The 25,897-nt window shown below is 39.6% G+C and carries 25 protein-coding genes and 1 other annotated feature; of the genes, 21 read left to right on the forward strand and 4 right to left on the reverse strand.

Translation table 11 applies throughout. The annotated features are described in order from the left end of the window. Nucleotides 1-10 precede the first annotated feature (10 nt). Together ACTQX6_RS03525 and ybaK are read left to right on the forward strand one after the other, a co-directional pair. A complete protein-coding gene (locus ACTQX6_RS03525) occupies nt 11-586 on the forward strand; it encodes an ANTAR domain-containing response regulator (protein WP_195223054.1) in 576 nt (191 codons plus the stop codon). After that, nucleotides 583-1,065, forward strand: a complete 483-nt coding sequence (gene ybaK, locus ACTQX6_RS03530) for a Cys-tRNA(Pro) deacylase (protein ID WP_117447053.1) — start codon at nt 583-585, stop codon at nt 1,063-1,065. The genes ACTQX6_RS03525 and ybaK overlap by 4 nt, the downstream gene beginning before the upstream one ends. A gap of 33 nt (nt 1,066-1,098) precedes the next feature. Here ybaK and ACTQX6_RS03535 read toward each other — a convergent pair whose 3' ends face one another. Then, on the reverse strand, nt 1,099-1,977 hold the full coding sequence (locus ACTQX6_RS03535; protein WP_294686760.1) for an Rpn family recombination-promoting nuclease/putative transposase: 879 nt from the start codon (nt 1,975-1,977) through the stop codon (nt 1,099-1,101). 216 nt (nt 1,978-2,193) lie between these two features. Between ACTQX6_RS03535 and ACTQX6_RS03540 the strand changes: the two genes are divergently transcribed. Further along, nucleotides 2,194-2,757 carry a TetR/AcrR family transcriptional regulator gene (locus ACTQX6_RS03540; RefSeq protein ID WP_022788931.1) on the forward strand — a complete coding sequence of 188 codons (564 nt, stop codon included), beginning with the start codon at nt 2,194-2,196 and terminating at the stop codon, nt 2,755-2,757. A 10-nt stretch (nt 2,758-2,767) separates the two neighbouring features. Then, nucleotides 2,768-4,069, forward strand: coding sequence for an alpha-amylase family glycosyl hydrolase (locus tag ACTQX6_RS03545; protein WP_294686732.1), 1,302 nt, complete (start codon nt 2,768-2,770; stop codon nt 4,067-4,069). A 31-nt stretch (nt 4,070-4,100) separates the two neighbouring features. Here ACTQX6_RS03545 and ACTQX6_RS03550 read toward each other — a convergent pair whose 3' ends face one another. Further along, entirely contained in the window at nt 4,101-6,188 is a 2,088-nt protein-coding gene (locus ACTQX6_RS03550) for a glutamine synthetase III family protein (protein WP_117446274.1), read from the reverse strand. Between the two features lie 36 nt (nt 6,189-6,224). Then, nucleotides 6,225-7,856: a CTP synthase gene (locus ACTQX6_RS03555; protein WP_294686728.1), complete on the reverse strand. Its 1,632-nt coding sequence runs from the start codon at nt 7,854-7,856 to the stop codon at nt 6,225-6,227. A 219-nt stretch (nt 7,857-8,075) separates the two neighbouring features. Here ACTQX6_RS03555 and ACTQX6_RS03560 point away from each other — a divergent pair, with 219 nt between their 5' ends. The 13 genes from ACTQX6_RS03560 to ACTQX6_RS03620 all read left to right on the forward strand — a co-directional run bounded on the left by ACTQX6_RS03560 (nt 8,076) and on the right by ACTQX6_RS03620 (nt 21,473). Then, a complete protein-coding gene (locus ACTQX6_RS03560; protein ID WP_294686725.1) occupies nt 8,076-9,242 on the forward strand; it encodes an AI-2E family transporter in 1,167 nt (388 codons plus the stop codon). Between the two features lie 57 nt (nt 9,243-9,299). After that, on the forward strand, nt 9,300-10,277 hold the full coding sequence (locus tag ACTQX6_RS03565) for a helix-turn-helix transcriptional regulator (protein ID WP_294686723.1): 978 nt from the start codon (nt 9,300-9,302) through the stop codon (nt 10,275-10,277). After that, the gene (locus ACTQX6_RS03570) at nt 10,258-11,733 is read left to right on the forward strand and encodes a DUF2779 domain-containing protein (RefSeq protein ID WP_294686721.1); all 1,476 of its coding nucleotides are present in this window, start codon (nt 10,258-10,260) and stop codon (nt 11,731-11,733) included. The genes ACTQX6_RS03565 and ACTQX6_RS03570 overlap by 20 nt, the downstream gene beginning before the upstream one ends. Further along, nucleotides 11,726-12,703, forward strand: coding sequence for a hypothetical protein (locus ACTQX6_RS03575; RefSeq protein WP_117446270.1), 978 nt, complete (start codon nt 11,726-11,728; stop codon nt 12,701-12,703). The genes ACTQX6_RS03570 and ACTQX6_RS03575 overlap by 8 nt, the downstream gene beginning before the upstream one ends. 60 nt (nt 12,704-12,763) lie before the next feature. After that, on the forward strand, nt 12,764-13,606 hold the full coding sequence (locus ACTQX6_RS03580) for a sulfide/dihydroorotate dehydrogenase-like FAD/NAD-binding protein (protein ID WP_117446269.1): 843 nt from the start codon (nt 12,764-12,766) through the stop codon (nt 13,604-13,606). Nucleotide 13,607: 1 nt separating this feature from the next. Then, entirely contained in the window at nt 13,608-14,990 is a 1,383-nt protein-coding gene (gene gltA / locus ACTQX6_RS03585) for an NADPH-dependent glutamate synthase (protein WP_117446268.1), read from the forward strand. Nucleotides 14,991-15,676: 686 nt separating this feature from the next. Further along, a complete protein-coding gene (locus ACTQX6_RS03590) occupies nt 15,677-16,264 on the forward strand; it encodes a uracil-DNA glycosylase family protein (protein ID WP_117446267.1) in 588 nt (195 codons plus the stop codon). Between the two features lie 72 nt (nt 16,265-16,336). After that, the gene (locus tag ACTQX6_RS03595; protein ID WP_181965605.1) at nt 16,337-17,329 is read left to right on the forward strand and encodes a helix-turn-helix domain-containing protein; all 993 of its coding nucleotides are present in this window, start codon (nt 16,337-16,339) and stop codon (nt 17,327-17,329) included. Further along, entirely contained in the window at nt 17,313-17,891 is a 579-nt protein-coding gene (gene pgsA, locus ACTQX6_RS03600; RefSeq protein ID WP_441657338.1) for a CDP-diacylglycerol--glycerol-3-phosphate 3-phosphatidyltransferase, read from the forward strand. The genes ACTQX6_RS03595 and pgsA overlap by 17 nt, the downstream gene beginning before the upstream one ends. Beyond that, a complete protein-coding gene (locus ACTQX6_RS03605) occupies nt 17,891-18,361 on the forward strand; it encodes a CinA family protein (RefSeq protein WP_168964438.1) in 471 nt (156 codons plus the stop codon). Before pgsA ends, ACTQX6_RS03605 begins: the two co-directional genes overlap by 1 nt. Nucleotides 18,362-18,364: 3 nt before the next feature. Next, nucleotides 18,365-19,366, forward strand: coding sequence for a recombinase RecA (gene recA / locus ACTQX6_RS03610; protein ID WP_117446263.1), 1,002 nt, complete (start codon nt 18,365-18,367; stop codon nt 19,364-19,366). Between the two features lie 30 nt (nt 19,367-19,396). Continuing rightward, nucleotides 19,397-20,023 (forward strand): cysteine hydrolase family protein, encoded by a 627-nt coding sequence (locus ACTQX6_RS03615; RefSeq protein ID WP_229035703.1) that lies wholly within the window; start codon nt 19,397-19,399, stop codon nt 20,021-20,023. Between the two features lie 4 nt (nt 20,024-20,027). Continuing rightward, nucleotides 20,028-21,473 (forward strand): nicotinate phosphoribosyltransferase, encoded by a 1,446-nt coding sequence (locus ACTQX6_RS03620; RefSeq protein WP_294686704.1) that lies wholly within the window; start codon nt 20,028-20,030, stop codon nt 21,471-21,473. 12 nt (nt 21,474-21,485) lie between these two features. Here ACTQX6_RS03620 and ACTQX6_RS03625 read toward each other — a convergent pair whose 3' ends face one another. Then, on the reverse strand, nt 21,486-22,169 hold the full coding sequence (locus ACTQX6_RS03625) for an alpha/beta hydrolase (protein WP_294686701.1): 684 nt from the start codon (nt 22,167-22,169) through the stop codon (nt 21,486-21,488). A gap of 45 nt (nt 22,170-22,214) precedes the next feature. Between ACTQX6_RS03625 and ACTQX6_RS03630 the strand changes: the two genes are divergently transcribed. From ACTQX6_RS03630 to ACTQX6_RS03645, 4 genes are all read left to right on the forward strand, one after another. After that, nucleotides 22,215-22,955 (forward strand): hypothetical protein, encoded by a 741-nt coding sequence (locus ACTQX6_RS03630; RefSeq protein ID WP_294686698.1) that lies wholly within the window; start codon nt 22,215-22,217, stop codon nt 22,953-22,955. A 65-nt stretch (nt 22,956-23,020) separates the two neighbouring features. Next, nucleotides 23,021-23,258: a binding site (T-box leader), on the forward strand. 38 nt (nt 23,259-23,296) lie between these two features. Beyond that, a complete protein-coding gene (locus ACTQX6_RS03635; protein ID WP_117446276.1) occupies nt 23,297-24,325 on the forward strand; it encodes a methionine ABC transporter ATP-binding protein in 1,029 nt (342 codons plus the stop codon). Then, entirely contained in the window at nt 24,325-25,005 is a 681-nt protein-coding gene (locus ACTQX6_RS03640; RefSeq protein ID WP_022788950.1) for a methionine ABC transporter permease, read from the forward strand. Before ACTQX6_RS03635 ends, ACTQX6_RS03640 begins: the two co-directional genes overlap by 1 nt. 18 nt (nt 25,006-25,023) lie before the next feature. Then, nucleotides 25,024-25,845, forward strand: coding sequence for a MetQ/NlpA family ABC transporter substrate-binding protein (locus ACTQX6_RS03645; protein WP_117446258.1), 822 nt, complete (start codon nt 25,024-25,026; stop codon nt 25,843-25,845). The last annotated feature ends 52 nt before the right edge of the window (nt 25,846-25,897 follow it).

Below are 25,897 nucleotides of genomic sequence, written 5' to 3' on the forward strand. Positions count from 1 at the left end.
GGACTTAATTATGTCGAATATTCTTGTGGTTACTTCTGTAGAAAGCACACGAAAGGTCATTCAGGAAATCCTGCCGCGAACAATCTATCCATGGATTCAATTTGTGTCCTCTGCCATGGATGCCAAGAAACAGCTGCGACAAAGACGATATGATCTTTGTATTCTACAGCCGCCTTTAAAAGATGAGTTTGGTGTCCGTACAGCCAGAGAAATTGAAGTCGCGTTTTCTATCGGTGTTTTACTGTTGGTGAAAAATGATATTTATGATCAAATTTGTTTTCAGGTAAAGGAACAAGGAATTTTTGTGATGGCATTACCGGCCTCCCGGCAAATGTTACTACAGACGATTGCCAATGGCATGGCTGCACAAATTAAGATACAAGCTTTGACCAAACAGCTTCAAAAAGAAAAAAAGCGATTACAGGATGAAAAAATTATTTATCGTGCTAAACTGATACTGATCGAAAATTATCACTGGGATGAAAAGAAGGCGCATCATTACATTGAAAAGCTTGCCATGGATACATCACAAAAAAAGGTGGATATTGCTCGATCGATCATTGAAGGAGATTTACGATCATCATGAAAAAAATCACAAAGACAAACGCCATGCGTTTATTAGATACCAAGAAGCTGGACTATCAGGTGCACACGTATGAGCATAACGGTAATGAAGCAGTTGATGGCATACATGTGGCCGAAATTTTGGGACAAGATGAAAATTGTGTTTTTAAAACGTTGGTGACACAGGCCAATACAAGAGAGTATATTGTATTTATGTTGCCGGTTGCCAAGGAACTGGATTTAAAAAAATGTGCAAAAGCCGCCGGTGTAAAATCAGTTGATATGATTCATGTAAAGGACTTGTTATCGATTACAGGTTATATACGTGGGGGATGCTCACCTTTGGGAATGAAAAAAACATATCGTACTTTCATCGATGAATCTTGTTTACAACAAGAGCATATCTTTTTTAGCGGAGGCAAGATCGGGCTACAAATTGAGATGAAAACAACTGACTTTTTAAATCATTTTCCTGTAAATCATGCAGAGTTAACGAAATAGATTAGAAAAGACGCTACAAATTGCAGCGCCTTTTTAATGGTTTGAAAGCTTAAGAACGGTATCAAGGCTAAGGCCTGTCATATCGGCTATGAAATTGTGCTGGCAACCTTTGGATAACATATTTTGTGCTATTTCATAAGCCTTATTTGTTAAACCTTTTGAATAACCTCTTTGTTCACCTTTAATAATGCCTCTTCTTTCCCCTCTTCTTTCCCCTTTTTCAATGCATTCCTGTGTATATTCTTCTAATGCTTTACACATGCTGATAACACCCTCCTTTGTATGCTTTTGTATAAACTCTTGATTTAAATTCACAAATACATTGGCATGATAGAAGATATCCTCTTCTACGTTCTCCAGTAAGGAATCCGTGTATAAATTTTCCCATTTCTTTTGATATACATATTGTATGATACGAAAGAACTTCTGTAAATAAAGACACATAAAATCGATAGGATCACTGTTAATGTCAAACAGTTCCATCTGATAGTCGGGAATCTCTTTTGCGTTCCACTGATTATCGACCATGCACTCATACAATCTCTTACGATGTTCCCATTTTGATTCGCCCATGTAAAGGGTCAGGGAATAAACCGGGTACAACAGATGCAGTTTGGTATCGGTCTTGATCTGTTGATGGATACCGGCATACTTGTAGTTTAAGATACGAACGGGCATGTAGGGATCCTTCTTTCTTTGAAATTCAAGATGGAGAAAGAACTTGTTATCATAAAACATCAACAAATCATTTTCCTTACGAAATCCTAAATCATGATGTGTTTCCTTGTCATAGAGCGAAAGCTTGTCTGGATCCAGAAGTAACGCTTTTTTAAAATAGACGGTAGAAAACAGATCCGCAAAATATTGCTTATTGGAAAAGAACTCTTTTAAACAGAGATCATAGGGATTCACTGTCAAAATATCACCTTCTTTTCTTTTTATGAATGAATCCTGAATCAGCACTATATCTATTCCGGAAAAAAATAAGTACTACTATTTAATACGATAAAAAATCGAAAAACATTTAAAAAAACTTTAATTTTTTTGTATTGCGATTGAAATGGATTCAAGCTATAATATTTCTGTATTTAGACACGTGTAAAAATATATACATAAGGAAAAAATATTATGCGCTACAATTTAGAAAAAAGAAATCGATTCGCAATGCGTACATTGGATGCTTTTTCAAGTACGATGTTTGATCTATTGGAAACAAAAAGCTTTGAAACGATTATGGTTTCTGAGCTTTGTTCTTTAAGCAATTATCCCAGAGCTACCTTTTATAATTATTTTGAAGATAAATACGATCTCTTGGAGTATTGTTGGGATATTTTAAAATCAAAGGTTCGCTTGTATGATTTTAAAGATTTGGAAACGGATCATCGAATCTATGAAGTATTTGGTCGTATTTATGATTTTTTTGAACAGCGGCAGGAACGACTGTTTCGCATACTGGTACATAATTCTCTGGAAGGAGAGCTTTATACAAGATTTAAACAGTATGTGAAAGTACAGATTTTGGAAATTATGGATACGATTGATTTTTCAGATCATAATGGGCTGCCCAATCGATTATGGGCAGAGCATTATTGCAACACGATTCTTTTGGTGTTAGAGCATAGTTTTTTAAAGGAACAAAGAATTGATAAGGAGACGGCTGTTTCGTATTTAAGAATACTGCTGCAGAAATAGGAGAGAGAATATGTGGAGCGATAGAAGTGTATTTTATCAAATCTATCCGTTAGGAGCTTTTGGCTGTCCTTTTGAAAATGACTTTCAATCGGAAAGCCGAATTTTACGTATGAAAGACTGGATACCGCATTTAAAGAAGCTGGGTGTAGATTGTATCTTGTTTAATCCTGTGTTTGAAAGTCATACACACGGTTATGATACGATCGATTATAAAAAATTGGATAGTCGATTGGGAACGAATGAAGATTTCACATCTATATGCAGGCTATTACATGAAAATGGGATTCGTGTTGTTCTGGATGGTGTATTTAATCATGTAGGCAGAGGCTTTTTTGCGTTTCAGGATGTTTTGATGAATCGTGAAAACTCTTCCTATAAAGATTGGTTTTATATTAATTTCTGGGAGAATAATAATTACGATGATCATTTAAACTATCAAAATTGGGAAGGGAATAATAACCTGGTGAAATTGAATCTTCAAAATTATGAAGTTGTACAATATCTGCTGGATGTGATTTCCTTTTGGAGAAACGAGTTTCAAATTGATGGCTTACGCTTAGATGTAGCTTATTGTCTGGATCGAGAATTCTTAAAAACACTGCACAGGACTTGTAAGGAAATAGATCCTTCCTTTTTTCTGCTGGGAGAAACCTTACATGGTGATTACAATCAATGGGTCAATGCGGAAATGTTGGATAGTTGCACTAACTATGAATGTTATAAAGGATTATACTCCAGCTTTAACAGTGCCAACTTATTTGAGATCCTTCATTCACTTCATCGTCAATTTGGTAAAGATAACTGGTGCTTGTATCGAGGTAAGCACTTATTGAGCTTTGTGGATAATCATGATGTAGAGCGCATCGCATCTCAGCTTGTTCATAAAGAACATCTGTCATTGATCTATACGATGTTGTTTACGATGCCGGGCATACCGTGTTTATATTATGGAAGTGAATGGGGTATCGAAGGAAAGAAAAATTGGAACGATACCGAATTAAGACCGGAGATTTCGCATTTAGAATGGAATGCATTAACGGATCATATACAGAAGCTGATTTTGATCAAGCATGAACACGATGCACTTCATCAATGCGATTATCAACAGATTTATCTGACGAATACAGCCTGTATTTATCAAATGAAAAGTGAAAAAGAAACACTTTGGATTTGCATCAATATGAATCCGGACAATGTAGAAGTACCAATTGATTATCGGGGGCAGGCGAATAATTTGCTTACCCAAAGTCAGGTGGATATAAATGGGGTACTTTACTTAGAACCTAATTCATCGATGATCTTACAAATTTAAAAAAAAAGAGGGTTGCCGTTGTGGCAACCCTTTACTGTACAGATTTGAAAAGAAGATCGTTGTAATCTGGTAATGGCCAGAAATCTTTAGGAATGTTTTGTTCGATGGAATCCGTCAGTGTTCGTATGGCTTCCATAAGTGGCAACAATTCATCCGCTGCATATTGTGCTTTTTCTTTTTCACTGGCCGGCACTTTTTCAATCAAGTTTTCTAAAGTTTCCAGATGATTGGATACAAATTCCAATGGTTCATTGATGTTGAAAAGAATCTTTTCTTCCAGTGGAGAATTGATACCACTGGCTTTTTTTGTTTGTATGATCGTTGCCAGCTTTGCTTCGTATTCAAATACAGCCGGTAAGATTAGTTTTCGCAACATATAAGCCATCGTTCTTGCCTCAATCAAAACGACTTGATAGTAATTTTCCAGAAGAATGTTTTCGCGGGCATGGAGTTCATTGGCTGAATATACTTTATGTTTTTCAAACATCGCCAGATTTTTAGGAGCCGTATAATGCGGCAGAGCATCTGCCGTTGTCTTTAATTCCTGCAAGCCTCGTTTTTTGGCTTCCTGACGCCATTCTTCGCTATATCCATTTCCGGAGAAAAGAATTCGTTTATGTTCTTTGAGCGTTTTTTGAATCATGGAAATCACATGCTCGGTTCTTTGTTCCGGTGCATAGTTTTCCAGTTCATCGGCAAACTGTGTTAATTCTTCGGCTACGATCGTATTTAAAATCGTATTGGGACAGGAGATGTTCAAGGCTGATCCCAACATACGGAACTCAAATTTGTTTCCGGTAAACGCAAACGGAGAAGTACGGTTGCGGTCGGTGGAATCCTTGGAAATCGGCGGTAAGGCACTAACACCTAACTCCAATTTACGATTGGTGTTCTCCACATATTCTTTTCCTTGTTCAATTGCTTCCAGGATAGCGGTCAATTCATCGCCCAGATAAATGGAGATGATGGCCGGTGGTGCCTCATTGGCTCCCAGTCGATGATCGTTTCCGGCACTGGCAACGGAAAGTCTAAGCAAATCCTGGTATTCGTCAACTCCTTTGATGATAGCCGCAAGAATCGTCAAGAAACGAATGTTGTCTTTTGGATCATCACCGGGTTCTAAAAGATTTTCATGGCTGTCGGTACTAAAGGACCAGTTATTGTGTTTACCGGAACCGTTGACACCTTCAAATGGTTTTTCATGAAGCAGACAGACGAATCCATGATGGCGAGCTACCCGCTTTAAAACATCCATTGTGATCTGGTTTTGATCGTTGGCGCTGTTTACGGAGCTGAAAACCGGTGCTAACTCAAACTGGCAGGGAGCCACCTCTTTATGTTCAGTCTTCGCAAAGACACCCAGCTTCCAAAGCTCCTGATCAACTTCTTCCATATACGCTTTGACTCTTTCGTCAATATTACCGAAGTAGTGATCGTCTAGTTCTTGTCCCTTGACCGGTGGTGCACCAAATAAAGTACGTCCGGTAACCATCAAATCCAGGCGTTGTTTAAAGAGATTTTCATCGATCAGAAAATATTCTTGTTCCGGCCCAACGGTGATCGTGATCTTTTTGGTATGATAGCCCATCAGATTTAAAAGGCGAACTGCTGCTTTATCCAAAGCATCGATGCTTCGTAAAAGCGGAGTCTTCTTATCCAGCGAAGAGCCATCATAGCTGCAAAACAAAGTTGGTATATATAAGGTCTTTTCTTTGACAAAGGCAAAGCTTGTCGGATCCCATGCGGTATAGCCACGTGCTTCAAATGTGGCGCGTAATCCACCGCTGGGAAAACTGGAGGCATCCGGCTCTCCTTTGATTAATTCTTTTCCGCGAAAATCGCTGATTACAGAATTAGGACCGGTCGGATTGATAAAGGCATCGTGTTTTTCGGCCGTGATGCCGGTCATTGGTTGAAACCAGTGTGTATAGTGCGTTGCGCCCTTGTCCATGGCCCAGTCTTTCATGGCATTGGCAACGGTATCGGCAATTTCTTTAGGGAGCTCTTTTCCATGCTCCATGACATCGATCATCTGTTTATAGATCGCATGTGGTAAATAGCGTTGCATCGCAGCAGGCCCGAATACATCACATCCAAAAAATTCGTCAACAATCTTCATACAAATTCCTCCATTACGTTACTGTTATTTTACCAATTATTCACAATGAATAAAACTCTTTTCATCATTTCGGTTTTTCAGACTGGCTTCGATCAAGCCTACAAAGAGCGGATGGGCCCGGTTTGGGCGAGATTTAAATTCCGGATGGAATTGTACACCGATATAAAACGGATGCTTAATAGATTCAATTGCTTCCACAAGCTGCTTATCCGGACTGGTACCGGAAATCAACATTCCGTTTTGTTCAAAGTCACTGCGATAATAGTTATTGAATTCGAAACGATGGCGATGTCTTTCATCGATCATCTCCTGTTTGTACAAGCGGTTTAACAGACTGTCCGGACGAACGGCACAAGGATAGCTTCCTAAGCGCATCGTACCTCCTTTTCGCATCTCACTGTTCTGATCTTCCATAAAATCAATGATCGTATTTTTGCTTAGAGGATCAAACTCGTAAGAATTGGCATCGCTCAAACCTAAAACATGACGGGCAAAGGCGATGGCCATGATCTGCATACCCAGACAAATACCTAAATATGGAATGTTGTTTTGATAGGCATACCACGCTACATCGATCATTCCTTCTATGCCGCGATCCCCAAAACCACCAGGTAAGATAATACCATCGATATCTTTAAAGACTTCATCGAGATTTTGGTCTTCAATCTTTTCAGAATCGATCCATTTGATCTTTACATCGGCACCACATTTAAAGCCGGCATGATATAAAGCTTCGCTGACGCTTAAATAAGCATCGTGTAACGCAACATATTTTCCGACTAGGGCAATACGAACCGGTTCTTTGGCTTCTTTAATGGTTTGTACCATGGCTCTCCAGTCTTCCAAATCGGGTTGACGAACTTCTAAACCGACCTTTTGACAGATGATATCGGCTAAATTTTGTTCTTCCAACATTAACGGAACTTCATATAAAGAATCTAATGTTGTATTTTCAATGACACATTCTTTAGGCACATTACAGAATAAAGAGATTTTATCCGTTACGCTTTGCGGAATCTTTTCATCACAACGAGCAATGATGATATCCGGCGTAATTCCATAGGAACGAAGTTCCTTCACAGAATGTTGTGTCGGTTTGGATTTATATTCCTTGCTTCCGGAAATATAGGGAATATATGTTACGTGAATGAAGATGCAGTTTTGTCTTCCGACATCTAAAGCCACCTGTCGAATGGACTCTAAAAAAGGCTGGCTTTCGATATCACCGGTCGTTCCGCCGATCTCTGTGATCACAAAATCCGCTTGTGCATGTCGTCCGGCCTGAATGATAAAATTCTTGATCTCATCGGTAATATGCGGAATTACTTGTACAGTCTGTCCTAAATATTTTCCGTCACGTTCCTTATTTAATACATTCCAATAAACTTTTCCGGTTGTTAGATTGGAATAAGAGTGCAGGTTTTCATCAATAAAACGTTCATAGTGGCCTAAGTCCAAATCGGCTTCCAGGCCATCATCGGTCACAAAAACTTCACCGTGCTGAAAAGGCGACATCGTGCCGGGATCCACATTGATATAAGGATCCAGCTTCTGGCTTGTTACTTTATAGCCGCGCGCTTTTAAAAGTCGTCCTAAGCTGGCAGCACTGATTCCTTTTCCCAATCCGGAAACAACACCGCCGGTCACAAAAATATACTTTGTATCCATGGTTGATCACCTCAATTTCTAATGGAACTATTCTAGTAGAGAGCATGCTTAATGTAAAGAGAAAATGTAAAAAAATAAAGTTGATTTTCAAAGATATGTAAAAGATTACAAATCAAAATCATTCATTTGAAGGCAATGCACATATAAATAGTAGAAATTCCTTGATTTCTTGAGTTGCGTTAGATTTTGAAGTACAATACTGCATAGGTGGTGAACCGAATGAAACAAAATGGAAGAGCCTTAGAATCTATGATCAAGCGACTGATTTTGTTTACAGCTGTTTTGATCTTACTGATATTCAATGCCAGTCTGATTTATGATTTTTTGATGCGCCTGATTGCGATCTGTTATCCTTTTATTTTTGGGGCAGGTCTCGCTTTTATCTTTAATATTGTCTCGAATGGATTGATGAAATATGCTGGTTTATGGTTCCATGTCAAAGATACGACAGGACCTAGGGCCATTGCCAATATCCTTGCCATTATTTTTGTCTTTTCGATTATATTAGGCTTTGTGTTTTTATTGAGTCCGCAGTTGTTAGATTCTATTCAAAGCATCGTAGAACAGATGCCAAATGCGTTAAATCATTTTTACGCCTGGCTTTTAGATGTCACAAAACCAATTGAATCGATTCATGAACCATTACTGGATATGCGTTCTTCTTTAAGTGATATGGATAAGCTGGCGGATATGTTGCCCGGATTGTTTGGTTGGGTCTTTTCCGGTGGTGCCAACGGTATTTTTGATTCGATTTACTCCGCATTGACAACTACGTTTTCCGTTGTGGCCAGTGCCTGTATCGCGATCATGTTTTCTTTTATCTTATTATTCAACAAGAAAACGTTTGTTCGTGAATTAAAAGCTTTATTAAAGGCTTACATTCCCAATCCCTATTATGATAAGACGATGCACGTATGCTCGATTGTCAAAAAGACATTTACAAGTTATATTGCCGGAACCAGCTGTGAATGCTTGATTCTGGGAACACTGGTTTTTATCGGCTGTACGATCTTTCAGATTCCTTATGCACTGCTTACCGGTATCATCGTTGCGATCGGTGCTTATGTCCCTATGTTTGGAGCTTTGGTCAGTGCTATTTTGGCATCCCTGTTTATTGCGGTTGAAAACCCGATGAGTGCCATTTACTTTCTGATCTTGTTTATTTGTATTCAACAAGTCGAAGGCAATTTCATCTATCCAAATGTTGTAGGAAGAAGTGTAGGACTTCCGCCGATGTATGTGATCGTTGCGGTAACTGTAGGTGGCAGTCTTGCCGGTATTCTGGGAATGATCATCTTTATTCCGATCTGCTCATGTATCTATCAGCTGTTGGGAGAAGATATTCGAAAGCGGATCAAATACAAAGATCAAATTAAAAACTCTTAGGAGTTTTTTTTTATACAGCGGGCATGGTACAATTGAGACGGTTTGGAAGTGAGAATTATGAATCGATGTGCATTGACGATTCGCATGTTGATGATATTAAGGGCAACGGGAACAAAATACCCGGTAAGTACCCGTGTTTTAGCACAGGAGCTGGAAACAAATCCTCGAAATATTCGTGAATTTAAAAAAGAGCTGGTGACAGCCGGTTTTAATATCATTGAAAAGAAAGGGCCTTATGGCGGTTATATGTTGGATGAAGAACAGCTTATGCCGGTCACTCGTTTGACAGAAGAAGAAATGGCAGCCTTGGAAGAAGGTATTTCTTTTATGAAAGGACATCCGGAAGTTTCTTTTTATCCGGCCTATCGCAGTGCAATGGATAAGGTGCTTGATGTCAGTCATCAAAAAGTGCCGGTTTCTATACGCTATTTGGAAAGTCCGGGTGAAAAGCTATCTGTCAACCTGCAAAGAATGTTGGATCTTGCGATGGAAGCGATTCTTCAACATCGAATTTTACTGTTGGAATATCAGGGGACTAAAAATGAGACCTGCCTGTCTTTTGAATTGGATCCCTATGATGTGATCCATTATCGCAATACGTATTATCTGGTTGGCTTTTCCCATTTGCGCAAGGAATATCGTGTCTATCGCTTCAGTGAAAAGCGCATGCGATCGCTAAGAAAGACCAAAGATACATTTCTGTGGGATTCGCAATATCAGCTGATGTCTATCATCAGTCGTTTTGGGATCATCAAAAATGATTTTAAGCGTGTGAAAGTGCTGGTCCAAAAAGATCAAGTCGATCGTTTTGAAGAATATAAAGGCTGGGGCGTTGAATTGAAAAAAGAAGCTGAAACGCCTCGTGGTATTCTCTATAGCTTCAAGAGTCCGGATCGTTATGAGCTCTATCGTCAGATTTTTTCTTTTGATGGCAAAGTAACGATTGTAGAACCCGAAAGCTATCGGGAAGAATTTACATCAAAAATTCGTGCTTTTTTAGAAACAGGTGAACCTTATGATGATTCATGTTACTGATATCCTGCATGCGCTTTGCTGTGAAAAGTATGCCTGGAACATTTATCATAAAATCAGTCTTCCTAAACAATATTTCCATATGATTGAACCATTCTCCTCTTTGTGGAAAGCATATTTAGGATTGGAGGATGCCGTATGTGGACAAGTTGGGGATACCAATGAGATGACTATGGCGAAAATGAAAGATACATCCGTGATTCTCTTTGCCCGTTTCTCTTATGATGAATGTCGAACACAGATTCCTGTATTGATAAAAAGGGAAGAGGGATATCATGCGATCTATCCGTATTTGAGTTGTTATCCCAGGGAAAGTGAAGCCTTTCGCATGAAATTAAATGATCTGATTGCCCAAAAGGCCGGGATATCGATCGTATCGCATGAAATTATCTACATACAGAAAGATTATGTGCGTAAGGAAGACCTGGATCTTCATTCTTTGTTGGTAAAAGGGGACTGTTTCTTCAACCGTCGAAATAATCCATCAAAGAATATCGATTCGCGTGTGCAAGCTATTGATGTCGATTTGGATGCCTGCATTGCCAAGACCAAAGAGATCGTAGCTCAAAGCGAAATCAACATGGAGCGAAATAAGAATTGTACGGCCGGAAGACGGTGCAGTTATTATGCTTCCTGTTTTGATGATTCGGTTTTGCCGGATGATTCCGTTTTGTTTTTGACGACTTCACAAAATAAACTGGAAGCGTATCGGCAGGGATTGCGTCACATTTCTCAAATGGATATCGATCAGCTGGAAGGCTATCGCTTACAGTATGCACAGTTCATGGCAAGTCGCAATGGCTTTTTTATGGATCGACTGGCCTTGTCACAATGGCTGGATAAGGTAAAATATCCGATCAGTTATTTAGATTTTGAGTGGGATACCTTTGGCATACCACCTTATCCGAACATGAAACCATTTGATGTACTTTGTTTTCAATACAGCCTGCATATTGAAACTCGTAAAAAAGAATTGGAACATCGTGATTTCTTTGGCACCAGTGATTGTCGTAAAGCATTTATCGAATCGTTACTTAACGATCTTCCATCCGAAGGTTCGATCCTTGTCTATAATATGGAGGGGGCTGAAAAATTACGATTGATGCAGCTTGCTGAACAGTTTCGGGAATATGCCGATCGCCTAAAAGCAGTTTGCGATCGTATGATGGATCTATCTAAACCATTTGAAACCGGAATCTATTATGACAATCGTATGCGAGGTCATTATTCTTTAAAAAATGTATTGCCTGTTTTTACCGATGAAGTTTCTTATAAACAACTGGCGATCCATGATGGTTTAAATGCGGTGCATGCCTATCGTACGATCGAACAGGCCAGTGTGGCGGATCAAAAAAAGATTCGCGAGGATATTCGAAATTATTGTCGAATGGATACTTATGCGGAATATGTGGTGTATCATGGATTGATAAATCAGATTAAGGAGGAAGAAAATGCCTAATATCATTACTCATACATTATTTGCCAATGAGTTTTTAGAAGATGCCAGTACCAGTTTACAAGAATGGCTGTTACCTAGAAAACAATTGGTGGAAATTGGTGCCAACGGTCCGGATTTTTTGTTCTTTCATGGTTTAAGTCCAACCAGAGCGTTTCAAAAGACACCGTTAAGAAAATTAGGAAGCAAAGTGCATTCGCAACATATACGTGAGTTTTATCAATGTGCGCTTGCCTGTATTCGTAAGGAAAAAGACAAAGAGATTCAAAAAGATATGACGGCCTATTTGATGGGACATTTGATGCATTGGTCGCTGGATTCAACGGCGCATCCGTATGTGTATTATCGAACAGGATGTAAAAGTGCACAAAGCAGCTGGTGGCATCATCGCTTTGAATCTTTGATCGATGCGATCATGTTGAAGGTCAAAAGAGAACAGACGATTCAGGATTTCAAGGCTTATATGATCACAGATGCTTCTTTAGAACAAGTGCGGGCGATTGCACGTATTTATGTGCCGGTGGCAAGACAAATCTATGGTGTGGATGTCAAACCGCATCAAATTTTAGAAAGCATAGAAGACTGGAATTTTATGCAGAAGGTCTTTTACGATGCCTCGGGTAAAAAATTTCATTTCTTTCACAATATCGAAAAACTGACAAATACAGAAAGCGCTGTTTCGGGCTTCTTTGTGCCCAATCAACCGGAAGATCCATTTGATACAATCAATCTGTTACATAAAGAATGGGTACATCCCTGCGATGAGGAGATCAAAAGTACAGAAAGCTTCTTTGATTTGTATGATAGAGCGATGGATAAAGCCTTTAAGGTGAATGCGTTACTTTTGGAGTGCCTGGAGGATTCGACCAGGGATGAAGATTTTTTAAGCTTTATCGGACAGAAGGATTACGATACCGGACTGGAAGAAAAGCTTCCAATGGTTCATTTTGATTTGGTCTATAATTCTAAATGATAAAAAATGTAATAAATTTTCAAAGTTTTATGATATAATTTTCAACGGGTGAGGAATGTTATGTATAAAATATTGAAAAAAGAAGCTTTAAATCCGACTGTAACTCGTATGGTAATCGAAGCGCCTTTTGTAGCCAAACGAGCTAAAGCCGGCCAGTTTATTATTTTACGTGTTCACAAGCGGGGAGAACGTCTTCCTTTGACGATTGCCGACAGTAATCCAGAAAAAGGTACGGTTACGATCATTTTCCAGGTTGTCGGTGAAACGACCATGCTTTTAAACGCACTAAATGAAGGAGATTGTTTAAAAGATTTCGCCGGTCCTTTAGGTAAACCAAGTGTGATCGATGGAAATAAGAAGGTTTGTATCATCGGTGGTGGTGTTGGATGTGCCATCGCTTATCCGACTGCCAAGGCTTTTCATGAAGCGGGTGCTGATGTGACAACGATCGTTGGTTTTCGAAACAAAGATCTTGTAATCCTGGAAGAGGAATTTAAGAAAGTCAGTGATGCCTATTATCTAATGAGTGATGATGGTTCTGTTGGAGAAAAAGGCTTAGTTACCAATAAGCTGGAAGACTTGATCACAGGCGGTGAAAAATTTGACGAAGTTGTGGCTATCGGTCCGATCGTCATGATGAAATTTGTCTCTTTAACAACAAAGAAATACAATATTCCAACTACGGTATCAATGAACCCTGTGATGATCGATGGTACCGGAATGTGCGGTGGTTGTCGTTTGAAGGTTGGAGATGAAATCAAGTTTGCCTGTGTAGATGGACCAGATTTTGATGGCCATTTAGTTGATTTTGATCAGGCTATGGCTCGAAATACGGCTTATAAAAGCTTTGAAGCACATAAGCGAGATGAAGCTTGTCATCTTCTGAATAAGGAGGTTGAATAATATGCCAAATATGCGTCCGGATAAAGTTGCGATGCCGGTTCAGGATCCGGCTGTTCGTATCACAAATTTTGATGAAGTTGCTTTAGGATATACGCCGGAAATGGCGGTTGAAGAAGCAACTCGCTGCCTGCATTGTAAACATCAGCCTTGTGTAAGCGGCTGTCCTGTGAATATCCATATTCCGGATTTTATTGAAAAAGTAGCGCAGGGAGAGTTTGAAGAAGCATATAAGATCATTTCTTTGACCAGCACATTACCGGCTATTTGCGGTCGTGTCTGTCCACAGGAAAATCAATGTGAAAAAGTCTGCGTTCGCGGTATTAAAAATGAGCCGGTTGCGATCGGTCGTTTGGAACGATTTGTTGCCGATTATCACAGAGAACATAACGACACACCTTTTGAAAAACCACAGTCAAATGGTCATAAGGTGGCCATCGTAGGTGCCGGACCTGCCGGATTGACCTGTGCCGGAGACTTGGCCAAGCTGGGATATCAGGTAACGATCTTTGAAGCCCTTCATGTTGCCGGAGGTGTATTGATGTACGGTATTCCGGAGTTTCGTTTACCAAAGGAAATCGTGCAAAAAGAAATCAGCCACTTAAAAGAATTAGGTGTAGAAATCATCACAAACTTTATTGTGGGGCGTTCTGATTCCATCGATTCTATTATGGAAGAAGGCTATGAAGCTGTATTTATCGGTTCAGGTGCTGGTCTTCCTAACTTTATGGGATTACCTGGAGAAAACTTGATCGGTGTTTATTCGGCCAATGAATTTTTAACACGTATCAATTTGATGAAAGCATATCAGGAAGACAGCGATACACCGGTACAACATCCTACCAAATGTGTTGTCGTAGGTGGTGGAAACGTTGCCATGGATGCGGCTCGATGTGCCAGACGTCTAGGCGCTGAGGTGCATATCGTATATCGCCGAAGCATGGAGGAACTGCCGGCTCGAAAAGAAGAGGTTGAGCATGCCGAGGAAGAAGGTATCATCTTTGATCTTTTATGCAATCCGGTTCGTGTTATCGGTGACGATCAAGGCTGGTGTAAACAGATCGAATGTATTCGTATGGAACTAGGTGAACCGGATGAAAGCGGAAGAAGAAGACCGGTGCCGATCGAAGGTTCTAATTTCACTATTGATATCGACTGTATGATCATGGCCATCGGTACAAGCCCGAATCCATTGATTCGTCATACGACAAAAGGCCTGGAAGTCAATCGAAAAGGATGTTTCATTTGTGATGAAGATGGTTTAACTTCCCGTGAAAATATTTATGCCGGAGGCGATGCGGTTTCTGGTGCAGCCACTGTTATCAATGCGATGGGAGCCGGAAAAAGAGCAGCCGCTGCCATTGATAAGAAATTAATGAGTGAATAGGAATGTCTGAAAAGGCATTCTTTTTTATGGTCAAATGAATAGAAATAATTTGTGCTGCCATGATACATAGATTTCCCTGTATAGGAAGGTAACAATGAAAAGTTTCTGTATATCTTCTATTTAGAAACTTTGGTGGTTACATCAAAACAAACACATCGATTTTTTAAATTGACAGTTAGGATATCCATCAAAAAAAGGTGCAAGTACTTTTTAGAAATCATAATGTACTGATTGTGATCTGTTTGCTTTATGGCTGGTTTGGGGCAGGTTCTTTTGCGTTTAGTCGATTATTTTTGATTTATTTTATATGTGTGACCTGTTATGGTGCCATAACTCGTCAAAAATCGCTTCTTTTTAAGCGACTTCTTTAGCAATATTGGCTTTCATTATAAGTTTATTGTTGTAAATTTTGTTTTTTTATTTGGTTTTTACAAATGAAAGGGTTTACATTTTATGAAAGCAGGTGTACTATAAAGACGAATAAAGTTGAAATAAGGCTCAATTTCAACAACTCACATACTTACATCCTTCCTTATTGTGTGTGAGACAATTTATTCATATCGATTCCTTTCGATACTTGATAAAAAGCACTCTTAGAGTGCTTTTTATCTGTTTTATGCAAAGAAATATATTTTTTTCATAGTAGATGTTATACTCCTTTCAAGAATGAAGAAGAGGAAATCTATATGCGTTTAGAGACTATCATCAAAAAAATTTCGGAAGATCCAAGAAATCAAGAATTTACAGAAAGAGGTATCTTACCGATTCTGCAGGTTGATCCACAGGCAAAAATCTGTATAATCGGGCAGGCGCCGGGAAGACAGGTGGAACAAAATGGGATTCCTTTCCATGATAAATCAGGGCAGACTTTAATGGAATGGATGGGAATCTCCGCTTCGATTTTTTACTCTAAGCAGATTGCCATTGTACCTATGGATTTTTATTATCCGGGAAAGGGAAAGACCGGGGATCTTCCACCACGGCCCTGGGTTGCCGATACTTATCATAAAAAGCTTTTTGATAATATGCCTTCTGTAGAAATGACCATTTTAGTGGGAAAATATGCGATGGCACATTATCTACAGCACTCGATGAAGAAAAATTTAACCGAAACTGTACGCTCTTTTTCAGAATATCTACCTTTGTATTTTCCTATTGTGCATCCGAGTCCATTGAACTTTCGCTGGCAACAAAAGAATCCATGGTTCAAACAAGATGTACTACCGGTATTGCGTACAAAAATTGCTGAAATTTTATCTTTGGATGAAGAATGAAAAAAAATAGGATTTTCTAAGAAATTTAGGAACCATTTTGATATAATGGAATGGCTAAAAGGGGGAGAACAGATGGCCTATTATCATATTCTTAGACAAAGACGAATGGATTTAAATCTCACTATTGAATATGTATCCAGTCAGACACGTCTGGCTCCGCAGTATATTCAGGCCATTGAAGAACATAATCTTGATGTTTTCTCGGATGACTTTTCGTTTGTCCGGTACTTTGTTCATGCGTATTGTGATGCAATCGGTGTCAACTGGAGCGTGATCAGTCAGGAAGTGGATGCGGATATCAATGATTATGCGCGTAAGCGTTCCATGGCTTTAAGTCAGGCGCAGCGTAAAATCGTACAACAGATGCCGAATCGTTCATCGGTTTCAAAACGAAAACATCCGTCACATAGTCGTTTTCAAAAGCGGGTTTCGGCCATATCGCGAAATTTACAGTTTCGAAACCGGAAGAATCTTCAAAAAATCCTGCTTGCCGGTGTCGCATTGATTGTTTTGGCGGCCGGCGTCAGTTTTTGGCTGGATGCTCGTTCTGCCAGTCAGCAGGCACAACAGGAAAGCCAGCGTCAGGAAGAGTTGCGTCAAAAAGAAGAGGAAACTGATCGTCTTGCCAAACAGCGCCAGCAGGAAAGAGAAAATCAGTCCTTGAAGTTTAAGGTCATGGATGCCTCAACTAACGTGTTCCAGCTTTCCAATGTATTGGAAACGACAAAAAGCTTTACTGTGAAGATTGAACTGCCGCAGGAGAGTACGGTAGTGATTTATAAAGATGATGTACCAATGGATGAAGACAATGTAGATACAGTTTATACGGATACCTTTGAACAGGAAATTGAAGTAAGTGAAGCTTGTCGCATCAGCATTGAAATCGGAAATTATGTTGCCGAAGGGACGACTATTACGATTGCCGATCAAACGGTGACCTTTGATCCTACCTATTGGGCACAGGGAATGCCGGCTACACTCTATGTGGATGTAGTAAGCAATGAAACGGCAACCAGTCAGGAAAACCAGAGTACAGAGGAGACAAATTATGAACTTACCGAATAAACTGACCATGCTGCGGATCGTGATGGTACCGGTTGTGGTATTGATCTATCTGTTGATACCGCAAGATTTTTGTATTGTATCGCAAACCAATGGACTGGCATTGCGGGATATTTTAGCTTTTCTGGTCTTTGCGGCTGCCAGCTTTACAGACATGTTAGATGGACAGATCGCTCGTAAACAGCATTTGATTACCTCGTTTGGTAAATTTGTCGATCCGATTGCGGATAAGATGCTGGTGAATACATTGTTGATTTTATTGGTTTATACGCATCAGGCCAATGTTGTGGCAGTATTATTGATGATTGCTCGCGATCTTGTGGTTGATGGTCTTCGTATGCTTGCTTCGCAGCACGGAAAAGTTGTCAGTGCCGGCTTTTTTGGTAAACTGAAAACGGTATTGCAGATGTTTGCGATCGTGTTCTTATTATTAAAGAACTGGCCGTTTGTCTATATTGGATTACCGGTTGATCAGATTTTGTTATGGGCAGCTACCCTCGCAAGCTTGTGGAGCGGTTTTGTCTATTTTGTACAGTTAAAAGATTATGTATTGGAGAGCATATAATGAGTGCACAAGAGCTTGTAAAGTTATGTACCAGAAAAAAGCGGACGATCGCATCGTGCGAAAGTTTGACTGCCGGTCTATTCAGTGCTGAAATTGCCTCTGTACCTGGTGCCAGTAAAGTACTCAAGGGTGGCATTGTCACATATTTTACAGAAATCAAGGAAAAAGTAGTCGGTGTCGATGCAGAAGTGATTTCAAAATACGGTGTCGTTTCTAAAGAATGTGCGGATCAAATGGCTCAAAAGACACGGGAATTGTTAGAGAGCGATTACTGCGTTTCCTTTACCGGTAATGCCGGTCCGGATACGATGGAGGATAAGCCGGCTGGTTTAGTCTATTGCTCGATCGCATCCAAAAAAAATGTCAAAAATTTTAAATTATTTCTGGATCACAAAAGCCGTAATGAAGTACGAAAAGAGGCGGTTGAGATCATGATCCAGAATCTTATACAGGAAATCACAAAGGAGTAAAAAATGCCAAAAGAAGAAAATAAAGATAAATTACTACATGATGTATTGAATGAAATTGAAAAGGAATATGGAAAAGGCGCAGTCATGAAGCTGGGCGATCGTGCAGCAGTGGATGTAGAACCGATCCCCAGTGGAAGTTTACTGTTAGATCAGGCTTTAGGAATCGGCGGTTATCCAAAAGGTCGTATTATTGAAATCTTTGGACCGGAATCAAGTGGTAAAACGACATTGGCCCTGCATGCGATTGCACAAGTGCAGAAAATGGGCGGTCGTGCAGCGTTTATCGATGCCGAAAATGCGATTGATCCTGTTTATGCCCGTAATTTAGGTGTTGATATTGATGAGTTGATCCTTTCACAGCCGGATTCCGGTGAACAAGGGTTAAACATCATGTTGATGTTGATTGAAAGTGGTGCTGTTGATCTGGTTGTCGTAGATAGTGTTGCCGCTTTAGTTCCTCAGGCTGAATTAGATGGGGAAATGGGCGATCTGCAAGTTGGATCTCAGGCTCGTATGATGTCTAAGGCCATGCGTAAACTGGCTGGTCTAATGAATCATAATGAATGTACGGCGATTTTTATCAACCAGCTGCGTGAAAAAGTCGGAGTTGTGTATGGAAACCCGGAAACGACACCGGGAGGACGTGCTTTAAAATTCTACAGTTCAGTTCGTATTGATATTCGTAAGGCCGATGCGATCAAAAACGGATCGGATATTGTAGGAAATAAGGTACGGGTAAAAGTGGTGAAGAATAAGGTGGCTCCACCATTTAAACAGGCAGTATTAGAAATCATCTATGGTGAAGGCTTGTCTTATATTTCTGAATTATTAGATTTGTGTGTTGATGCCGATATTGTAAAGAAAAGTGGTGCCTGGTATAGCTTCGAGGGTGAAAAGATCGGACAGGGCAAAGAGGCCGCCAAAGAATACATCAAACAAAATCCGGATTTTAAAGAGAAGCTGGAAACCTTATTGAAAGAAAAAAACGAAGAAGTTCAGGAATAGAACTTCTTTTTTTGTGATATACTTAAAAAAATGAAAAGAGTGAAAACTATGGCAAAGCTAAATAAAAAAACATTTTCGCCTATTTCTTCCTCATCCATTCAAGATCCTGTCGTATTCGTTGTCGATATGATCAATGGGTTTATCGAAGAAGGGGCACTGCATGATAAAAGAATTAGAGCTATCGTGCCGGCTATCCAGAAGCTGTTACAAACGCTGGATTGTCCATCGATCTTTGTATGTGATCAACATGATCCGGATGCCAGAGAATTTCAATCGTATCCAACGCATTGTGTAAATCATACACGGGAATCGGAAATCATTGATGCGCTTAAACCGTATGTCAAAGAGTGTTTTTTCAAAAACAGTACCAACACTTTCTTTTGTTCTGATTTTTCGTCTTTTTTATCGAAGATCGATCAATACAAGGATATTGTGATTACCGGCTGTTGTACTGATTTATGCATACTTCAATTCGCATTGAGCTTGAATGCATGGTTAAATGAACACAACAAAAAAGAACATCGTGTACTATTGCCAATCGATTGTGTGGAAACGTATGATATTCCTTCGGTACATGAAGCGGATTTCTGGAATAAAGTGGCGATTGAAAATATGGTGGCCAACGGCATCGTGTGTGTAAGCCAGATCATGGAGTGAGAGTATGAAAGAGTTAAGAAATCTAAGTCTTGTGATGGACTTTTATGAACTGACGATGAGTCAGTGTTATTTTAATCAAAATAAAGATCAGGAAGTAGTTTTTGATCTGTTTTATCGAAATAATCCCGATAACGGAGGATTGTGCTTGTTCTGTGGATTGGAGCAGGTCATAGAATATGTAAAAAATCTGCATTTTGAAAAAGAGGATATTAATTATTTACGATCGCTTCATCAATTTTCCGAAGAGTTTTTAGACTATCTATCGACGGTACGCTTTACCGGTGATATTTATGCGATTCCGGAAGGAACTCCGGTTTTTCCACATGAACCTTTAGTACGTGTTAAAGCGCCGATCATTGAAGCGCAGCTGGTAGAGACGGCTTTACTTTTAGCACTGAACCATCAAACTTTGATTGCGACCAAGGCTAGACGTATCGTACAAGCCTCTGAAGGTAGAGCTGTGATGGAGTTTGGAGCCAGACGTGCTCATAACTTTGATGCGGCTATCTATGGGGCCAGAGCAGCTTACATTGCCGGTTGTGCCGGCAGTGCCACAACGTATGCCGGAAAGGAGTATGGCTTACCGGTATTAGGAACCATGGCTCATTCTTTTATTCAAAGCTTTGATAGTGAATACGATGCGTTTTTATTCTATGCCAAGACGTATCCGGATCAGTGTACGCTTTTGATTGATACATATTCAACGCTAAAGAGTGGAATCAAGAATGCCATTCGTGTTGCCAAAGATTATCTGGAACCAAATGGATATCGATTAAAAGGCGTTCGTATCGATTCCGGTGATATGGCGTATTTATCAAAACAGGTGCGTAAAGAACTCGATGCGAACAGCATGCAGGATTGCGGCATTGTCGTAAGTAATTCTTTGGATGAGTATGTAATTGAATCTTTGATTCATCAACAAGGTGCCAAGATTGATTCTTTTGGTGTCGGAGAAAACCTGATCTGTTCAAAGAACTCTCCTGTCTTTGGGGGTGTGTATAAACTGGTTGCGATCGAAAAAGACGGAGAGATGATTCCTAAAATCAAGATCAGCGATAATGTCGAAAAAGTTACCAATCCGGGATTGAAGAAGGTCTATCGAATCTATGAGAAAGATACCGGTATGGCGCAGGCCGATCTTATGGCTTTGGAACATGAGGTTTTAGATGATCAAAAAGATTTAACGATCTATCATCCGATGTCACGTTGGAAATATAAGGTGATCGAAGGTGGCACGTATGAGCTTCGTGAGCTGTTGGTACCAATCTTTTTACGCGGAAAGGTTGTTTATCAATGTCCAAGCTTAGATGGTATTCGTGAGTATTCAAAAAGAGAGCTGGATACCATTTGGGAAGAAATCAAACGTTTTGCCTATCCACAGGAATACTATGTAGATCTGACAAAAGATTTACTGGATCTAAAATTAAAATTATTGAATGATCATAAATAAAGAGAACTGTCGCTATGGCAGTTCTTTTTTAAATAATTCATCTTTGATCATATCGTCAATCAAGCGAAAACAAAGTGTTTCATACCCTTGATGATCGTAGAGCATTTTATGATGCGCTCCTTCAATCAGTATCAATTTACAGGGATTCTTCATTCTTTTATACACGTTTTGCGAGCTTTCATACGGAATGATTTCATCGGATGTCCCATGTAAGATAAGCGTTGGGGCATCTACGTGATCAATGGAATCTTTATATTGATCGACGATACGCATAAAGGTACGAGTGGGTAAAGACTCAGTCGATTTTTTCTTGCCTAAGTTTTTGAGCGTAGCCAAAGAATGCTGAGCAACTTTTTGAAGATCCAGGTATTGAAAAGCCGGGGCTACCAGTATTAATTTTTTGACAGGATAGATCGTAGCCAGATAACTGGCAATAACACCTCCCATAGAAAATCCAATCAGAACTAATTCTTTATCTTGTTCCAGACACTTTTTTACCTGTATCTCACATCGCTTCATCCATTTCTTTTCATCTGTATCCTGCTCATTTTGAAGATCATAAATGTCAAAAAGATGAACCTGACAAGAACGTTTTTCTAAATATTCTTTCATTGCATCGAATTCATGATGTCGATTTTTACCAAAGCCGTGAATAGCTAAGACTTGTATTTTTTTCTTTTTGCGAAATCCAAACATATTTAACCTCTCTATACATTTTATACGGAAATCGCTATAATATCTATGGAAAATACTACTATGAAAGCAACACTATTGATTAAAAATATTGAAAATTTATATACATGTGATAAAGAATTTCGTATTCTTTCACGTGCTTATATCGCCATCCATCACGATAAGATCATCGATGTCGGTATCGGTTCCTATAGTCAATGGATAGATAGTGCGACACGAGTGATCGATGCGGTTGGTGAGATCGTATTACCGGGCTTTATCGATGTTTCTTTTACCGGTTTTGCCAAGGTGCGTTTAGGCGATCAGCTGCGGGAAAACAGTACCGCACTTTTTGCGATGCGTCAAAATGGCATCCTGACCTTACTTACAAAAAATCCTAAGATCCAGCGAAAAGAGTTAAGTCAGGATGTATTTATACAGAAGAAAGAAGCGCCATATCCGATTCTTCAAAGAGAAGCACAATATAAACTTACAAAGCCATCTAAGTTTTTATTATCCTGCGGCTTTGGTTTGCCCAACAGTTATGTATATTCCTTTCAACCGCTTTGTTACGCATTGTTTAATACACACCATGTAGATAAAAGAACACTTTTAGAATCTATGACTTCTTTGCCGGCTGCTTGTTTTGATCTAAATGACAGAGGAAACATTCAAAAAGGAATGTTGGCGGATCTTTTGATCTTACAGGTACCGACGATCGAACATTATTTTCAAACATTGGGTCGTCCATTGATTCATCGTATGATTAAAAACGGAATTCAGTTTTATCCGGAATGGATGGTTTGTTGAGAGTTTATGAAAAATTTTCAGAAAATGTTTGACATTCTTTCATTGGATTGGTATTATCTATCCATAAATTGATGTTGAAAAGAAGAGTACTTACAGTATTTCTTTGAGAAGAGAGTCCTTGTATGCTGAAAGAGGATAAAGAAATCTGTTGGGAACATGGTCTTGGAGTTGCAAAGTCGATATTTAGACTTTGACGGGTTCACCCGTTATCGTGATAGAGTATGATGGTACTTAATGAGGTAAGATGAGTGATCATTTTACGAAGATAGGTGGTAACACGAAGTTTCAGCTTTCGTCCTATTAGGATGAAAGCTTTTTTTATAGAAAGAAAGGGTGAAAAAATGATACGTTTGGAACATGTTACAAAAACCTTTTTGACCAAGAATGGAAATGTTCATGCCGTAAAAGATGTAAGCCTGGAAATACAGGATGGTGAGATCTTTGGAATCATCGGATTTTCCGGTGCCGGCAAATCAACACTCGTTCGCTGTATCAATTTATTGGAAAAACCAGAATCGGGATCGGTCATTTTTGAAGGGAAAGATCTTTTAAAACTGAGTGATAAAGAACTTCGGGCACAACGCCAACAAATGGGAATGATCTTTCAACACTTTAATTTGATGCGTTCACGAACCATTTATGAAAACATTGCCTTTCCTTTGCGTCATATGCGATTAAAAGAAGACGAGATCGAAAAACGTGTCATGTCTTTATTAGAGCTGATTGAGCTGAAGGATCGAAAGGATTCTTATCCCAGTCAGTTAAGTGGGGGACAAAAACAACGTGTTGCGATTGCCAGAGCTTTGGCCTCCCGCCCTAAAGTTTTGTTGTGTGATGAGGCGACATCGGCATTAGATCCACATACCACACAACAAATCTTACAGCTGATCAAGCGAATCAATAAAGAATTGAATTTGACGGTTATTTTGATTACGCATGAGATGGCAGTCGTTAAGGATATTTGTGATCGTGTTGCGGTCATGGAAGATGGAAAAGTCGTAGAGGAAGGAAACATCGTGGATGTATTCTCACATCCAAAGATGCCTGTTACAAAGAATTTCATCAATACGACAAACAACTTGGGAAAAATACAAGATCTGTTAGACAGCAATCATCCGCTGGTGCAGATTGAAAAGAATCAAAAGTTGGTGAAATTAAGCTATCAAAGCACAAATACGAAAGAAGCGCTGATCTCTACATTATCTAGAGAATATGATGTCGATTGTTCGATCATCTTCGGAAATGTGGAAATTGTTCATGAGGTTCCATTAGGCGTCTTAGTTTGTGTGTTGACCGGCAGTGATGAAAATATTGAAAAAGCTCTGGAAATCTGTCGTCAAAATAAAGTAAGTGTGGAGGTGATGAAGTGATGATGAATTTTCTCATCCAGATCATGCCAAATTTGATCGATCGAATCGATGTCTTTGGCGATGCGATCATTGAAACCTTATTGATGGTATTGATCAGCGGTGCTGTTTCAGCCCTCTTTGGTATCGTATTTGGTGTGATTCTGGTCGTCACAAGACCGGGTGATATTTTAGAAAACCGCATTTTGAATACAATTTTAGGCCGTATCATCGATTTGTTTCGAGCCGTGCCCTTTATCATTCTGGTCATGGTCTTATCCCCTTTGACTTTATTGATTTCCGGTGCTTCGATTGGTCTAAAGGCTACATTCTTTCCATTGATCGTTGGAACCGTACCTTTTTTTGCCCGTCAGGTTGAACAGGCCATTGCGGAAACCGATCGAGGGCTGGTGGAAGCCAGTGAATCCATGGGACTTGCTCCTTTGGAAATCATCTTTAAGGTCTATTTACGCGAAAGTGTTCCCAGTATCATTCGTGCTACGACGATTACTTTTATTTCCATGATTGGTCTAACCGCCATCGTGGGTGCCATCGGTGGCGGTGGATTGGGTGCTTTCTGTTATAACTATGGATATTCACAATCCAATTTTGATATCATGTGGGTCAGCCTGATCGTCATTGTGATCTTGACAATCATCGTACAGCTGATCGGCGATTTGCTTGTAAGAAAAACAACACATTAGAAAAAGGAGAAAATTATTATGAAGAAATTATGGAAATCATTAGCAGCTGTTGCCTTAGCGGCAAGCTTGGCAGGATGTGGATCCAGTGGATCCGGTGATGATAAAACAATTACGATCGGTGCCAGTGTAACACCACACGCTGAAATTATCGAAAACATTAAACCCGATTTAGAAGAATTAGGATATGAGGTAGAAATCGTTGAGTTTTCTGATTATGTAAAACCAAATACGGCCTTGCGTGATGGAGAACTTGACTGCAACTACTTCCAACATACGCCTTATCTGGAAGACTGGGTATCGAAAAACTGTGACAGCGATGATGAACTCGTTGCGGCCGCAAAGATTCATTTTGAACCGTTAGGAATATATTCTTCTAAACATACGGATGTAAGTGATGTACCGGATGGAGCGCAGATTGCCGTACCAAATGATACGACAAATGAAGCGCGTGCCTTACAGTTGTTGGAAGCTCAGGGCATCATTAAACTGGCAGAAGGAAAAGGATTGGAAGCTACGAAAGCGGACATCGTTGAAAATCCGCACAATGTGGAAATCGTAGAATTGGCTGCCGAAGTTGTACCGACAAAATTAAATGAAGTTGATTATGCGATTGCCAATGGAAACAATGCCTTAAACGCAAAGATCACAGAGAATCTGTTAGTGACAGAATCTACAGACTCAGAAGCAGCGGATACTTATGCCAATGTCATTGCGGTTCGTAAGGGAGATGAAGATTCTCAGAAGATCAAAGATTTATTAAAAGTATTGGAAACAGAAAAGACCGCAAAATTCATCGAAGAAACGTATCAGGGTGTCGTAGTTCCTGTATTTGAATATTAATGAAACAGCCGGAAGAAATTCTGGCTTTTTTTGAATTTATGGCTGAAATGCT

The organism is Faecalicoccus sp. LCP19S3_E2, from assembly GCF_052121255.1.
In the GTDB taxonomy this organism is placed as follows: Bacteria; Bacillota_I; Bacilli_A; order Erysipelotrichales; family Erysipelotrichaceae; genus Faecalicoccus.

Bases quoted from the DNA above. Each gene is read 5' to 3' on its own strand.
- recA (WP_117446263.1), top strand. From the start codon at position 18,365: ATGCCAAAAGAAGAAAATAAAGATAAATTACTACATGATGTATTGAAT.
- ACTQX6_RS03570 (WP_294686721.1), top strand. From the start codon at position 10,258: ATGATGATTCATGTTACTGATATCCTGCATGCGCTTTGCTGTGAAAAG.
- ACTQX6_RS03565 (WP_294686723.1), top strand. From the start codon at position 9,300: ATGAATCGATGTGCATTGACGATTCGCATGTTGATGATATTAAGGGCA.
- ACTQX6_RS03580 (WP_117446269.1), top strand. From the start codon at position 12,764: ATGTATAAAATATTGAAAAAAGAAGCTTTAAATCCGACTGTAACTCGT.
- ACTQX6_RS03545 (WP_294686732.1), top strand. From the start codon at position 2,768: ATGTGGAGCGATAGAAGTGTATTTTATCAAATCTATCCGTTAGGAGCT.
- ACTQX6_RS03635 (WP_117446276.1), top strand. From the start codon at position 23,297: ATGATACGTTTGGAACATGTTACAAAAACCTTTTTGACCAAGAATGGA.
- ACTQX6_RS03605 (WP_168964438.1), top strand. From the start codon at position 17,891: ATGAGTGCACAAGAGCTTGTAAAGTTATGTACCAGAAAAAAGCGGACG.
- ACTQX6_RS03550 (WP_117446274.1), bottom strand. From the start codon at position 6,188: ATGAAGATTGTTGACGAATTTTTTGGATGTGATGTATTCGGGCCTGCT.
- ybaK (WP_117447053.1), top strand. From the start codon at position 583: ATGAAAAAAATCACAAAGACAAACGCCATGCGTTTATTAGATACCAAG.
- ACTQX6_RS03640 (WP_022788950.1), top strand. From the start codon at position 24,325: ATGATGAATTTTCTCATCCAGATCATGCCAAATTTGATCGATCGAATC.
- ACTQX6_RS03615 (WP_229035703.1), top strand. From the start codon at position 19,397: ATGAAAAGAGTGAAAACTATGGCAAAGCTAAATAAAAAAACATTTTCG.
- ACTQX6_RS03595 (WP_181965605.1), top strand. From the start codon at position 16,337: ATGGCCTATTATCATATTCTTAGACAAAGACGAATGGATTTAAATCTC.
- ACTQX6_RS03555 (WP_294686728.1), bottom strand. From the start codon at position 7,856: ATGGATACAAAGTATATTTTTGTGACCGGCGGTGTTGTTTCCGGATTG.
- ACTQX6_RS03620 (WP_294686704.1), top strand. From the start codon at position 20,028: ATGAAAGAGTTAAGAAATCTAAGTCTTGTGATGGACTTTTATGAACTG.
- ACTQX6_RS03625 (WP_294686701.1), bottom strand. From the start codon at position 22,169: ATGTTTGGATTTCGCAAAAAGAAAAAAATACAAGTCTTAGCTATTCAC.
- ACTQX6_RS03525 (WP_195223054.1), top strand. From the start codon at position 11: ATGTCGAATATTCTTGTGGTTACTTCTGTAGAAAGCACACGAAAGGTC.
- ACTQX6_RS03590 (WP_117446267.1), top strand. From the start codon at position 15,677: ATGCGTTTAGAGACTATCATCAAAAAAATTTCGGAAGATCCAAGAAAT.
- ACTQX6_RS03575 (WP_117446270.1), top strand. From the start codon at position 11,726: ATGCCTAATATCATTACTCATACATTATTTGCCAATGAGTTTTTAGAA.
- ACTQX6_RS03630 (WP_294686698.1), top strand. From the start codon at position 22,215: ATGGAAAATACTACTATGAAAGCAACACTATTGATTAAAAATATTGAA.
- ACTQX6_RS03560 (WP_294686725.1), top strand. From the start codon at position 8,076: ATGAAACAAAATGGAAGAGCCTTAGAATCTATGATCAAGCGACTGATT.
- gltA (WP_117446268.1), top strand. From the start codon at position 13,608: ATGCCAAATATGCGTCCGGATAAAGTTGCGATGCCGGTTCAGGATCCG.
- pgsA (WP_441657338.1), top strand. From the start codon at position 17,313: ATGAACTTACCGAATAAACTGACCATGCTGCGGATCGTGATGGTACCG.
- ACTQX6_RS03645 (WP_117446258.1), top strand. From the start codon at position 25,024: ATGAAGAAATTATGGAAATCATTAGCAGCTGTTGCCTTAGCGGCAAGC.
- ACTQX6_RS03540 (WP_022788931.1), top strand. From the start codon at position 2,194: ATGCGCTACAATTTAGAAAAAAGAAATCGATTCGCAATGCGTACATTG.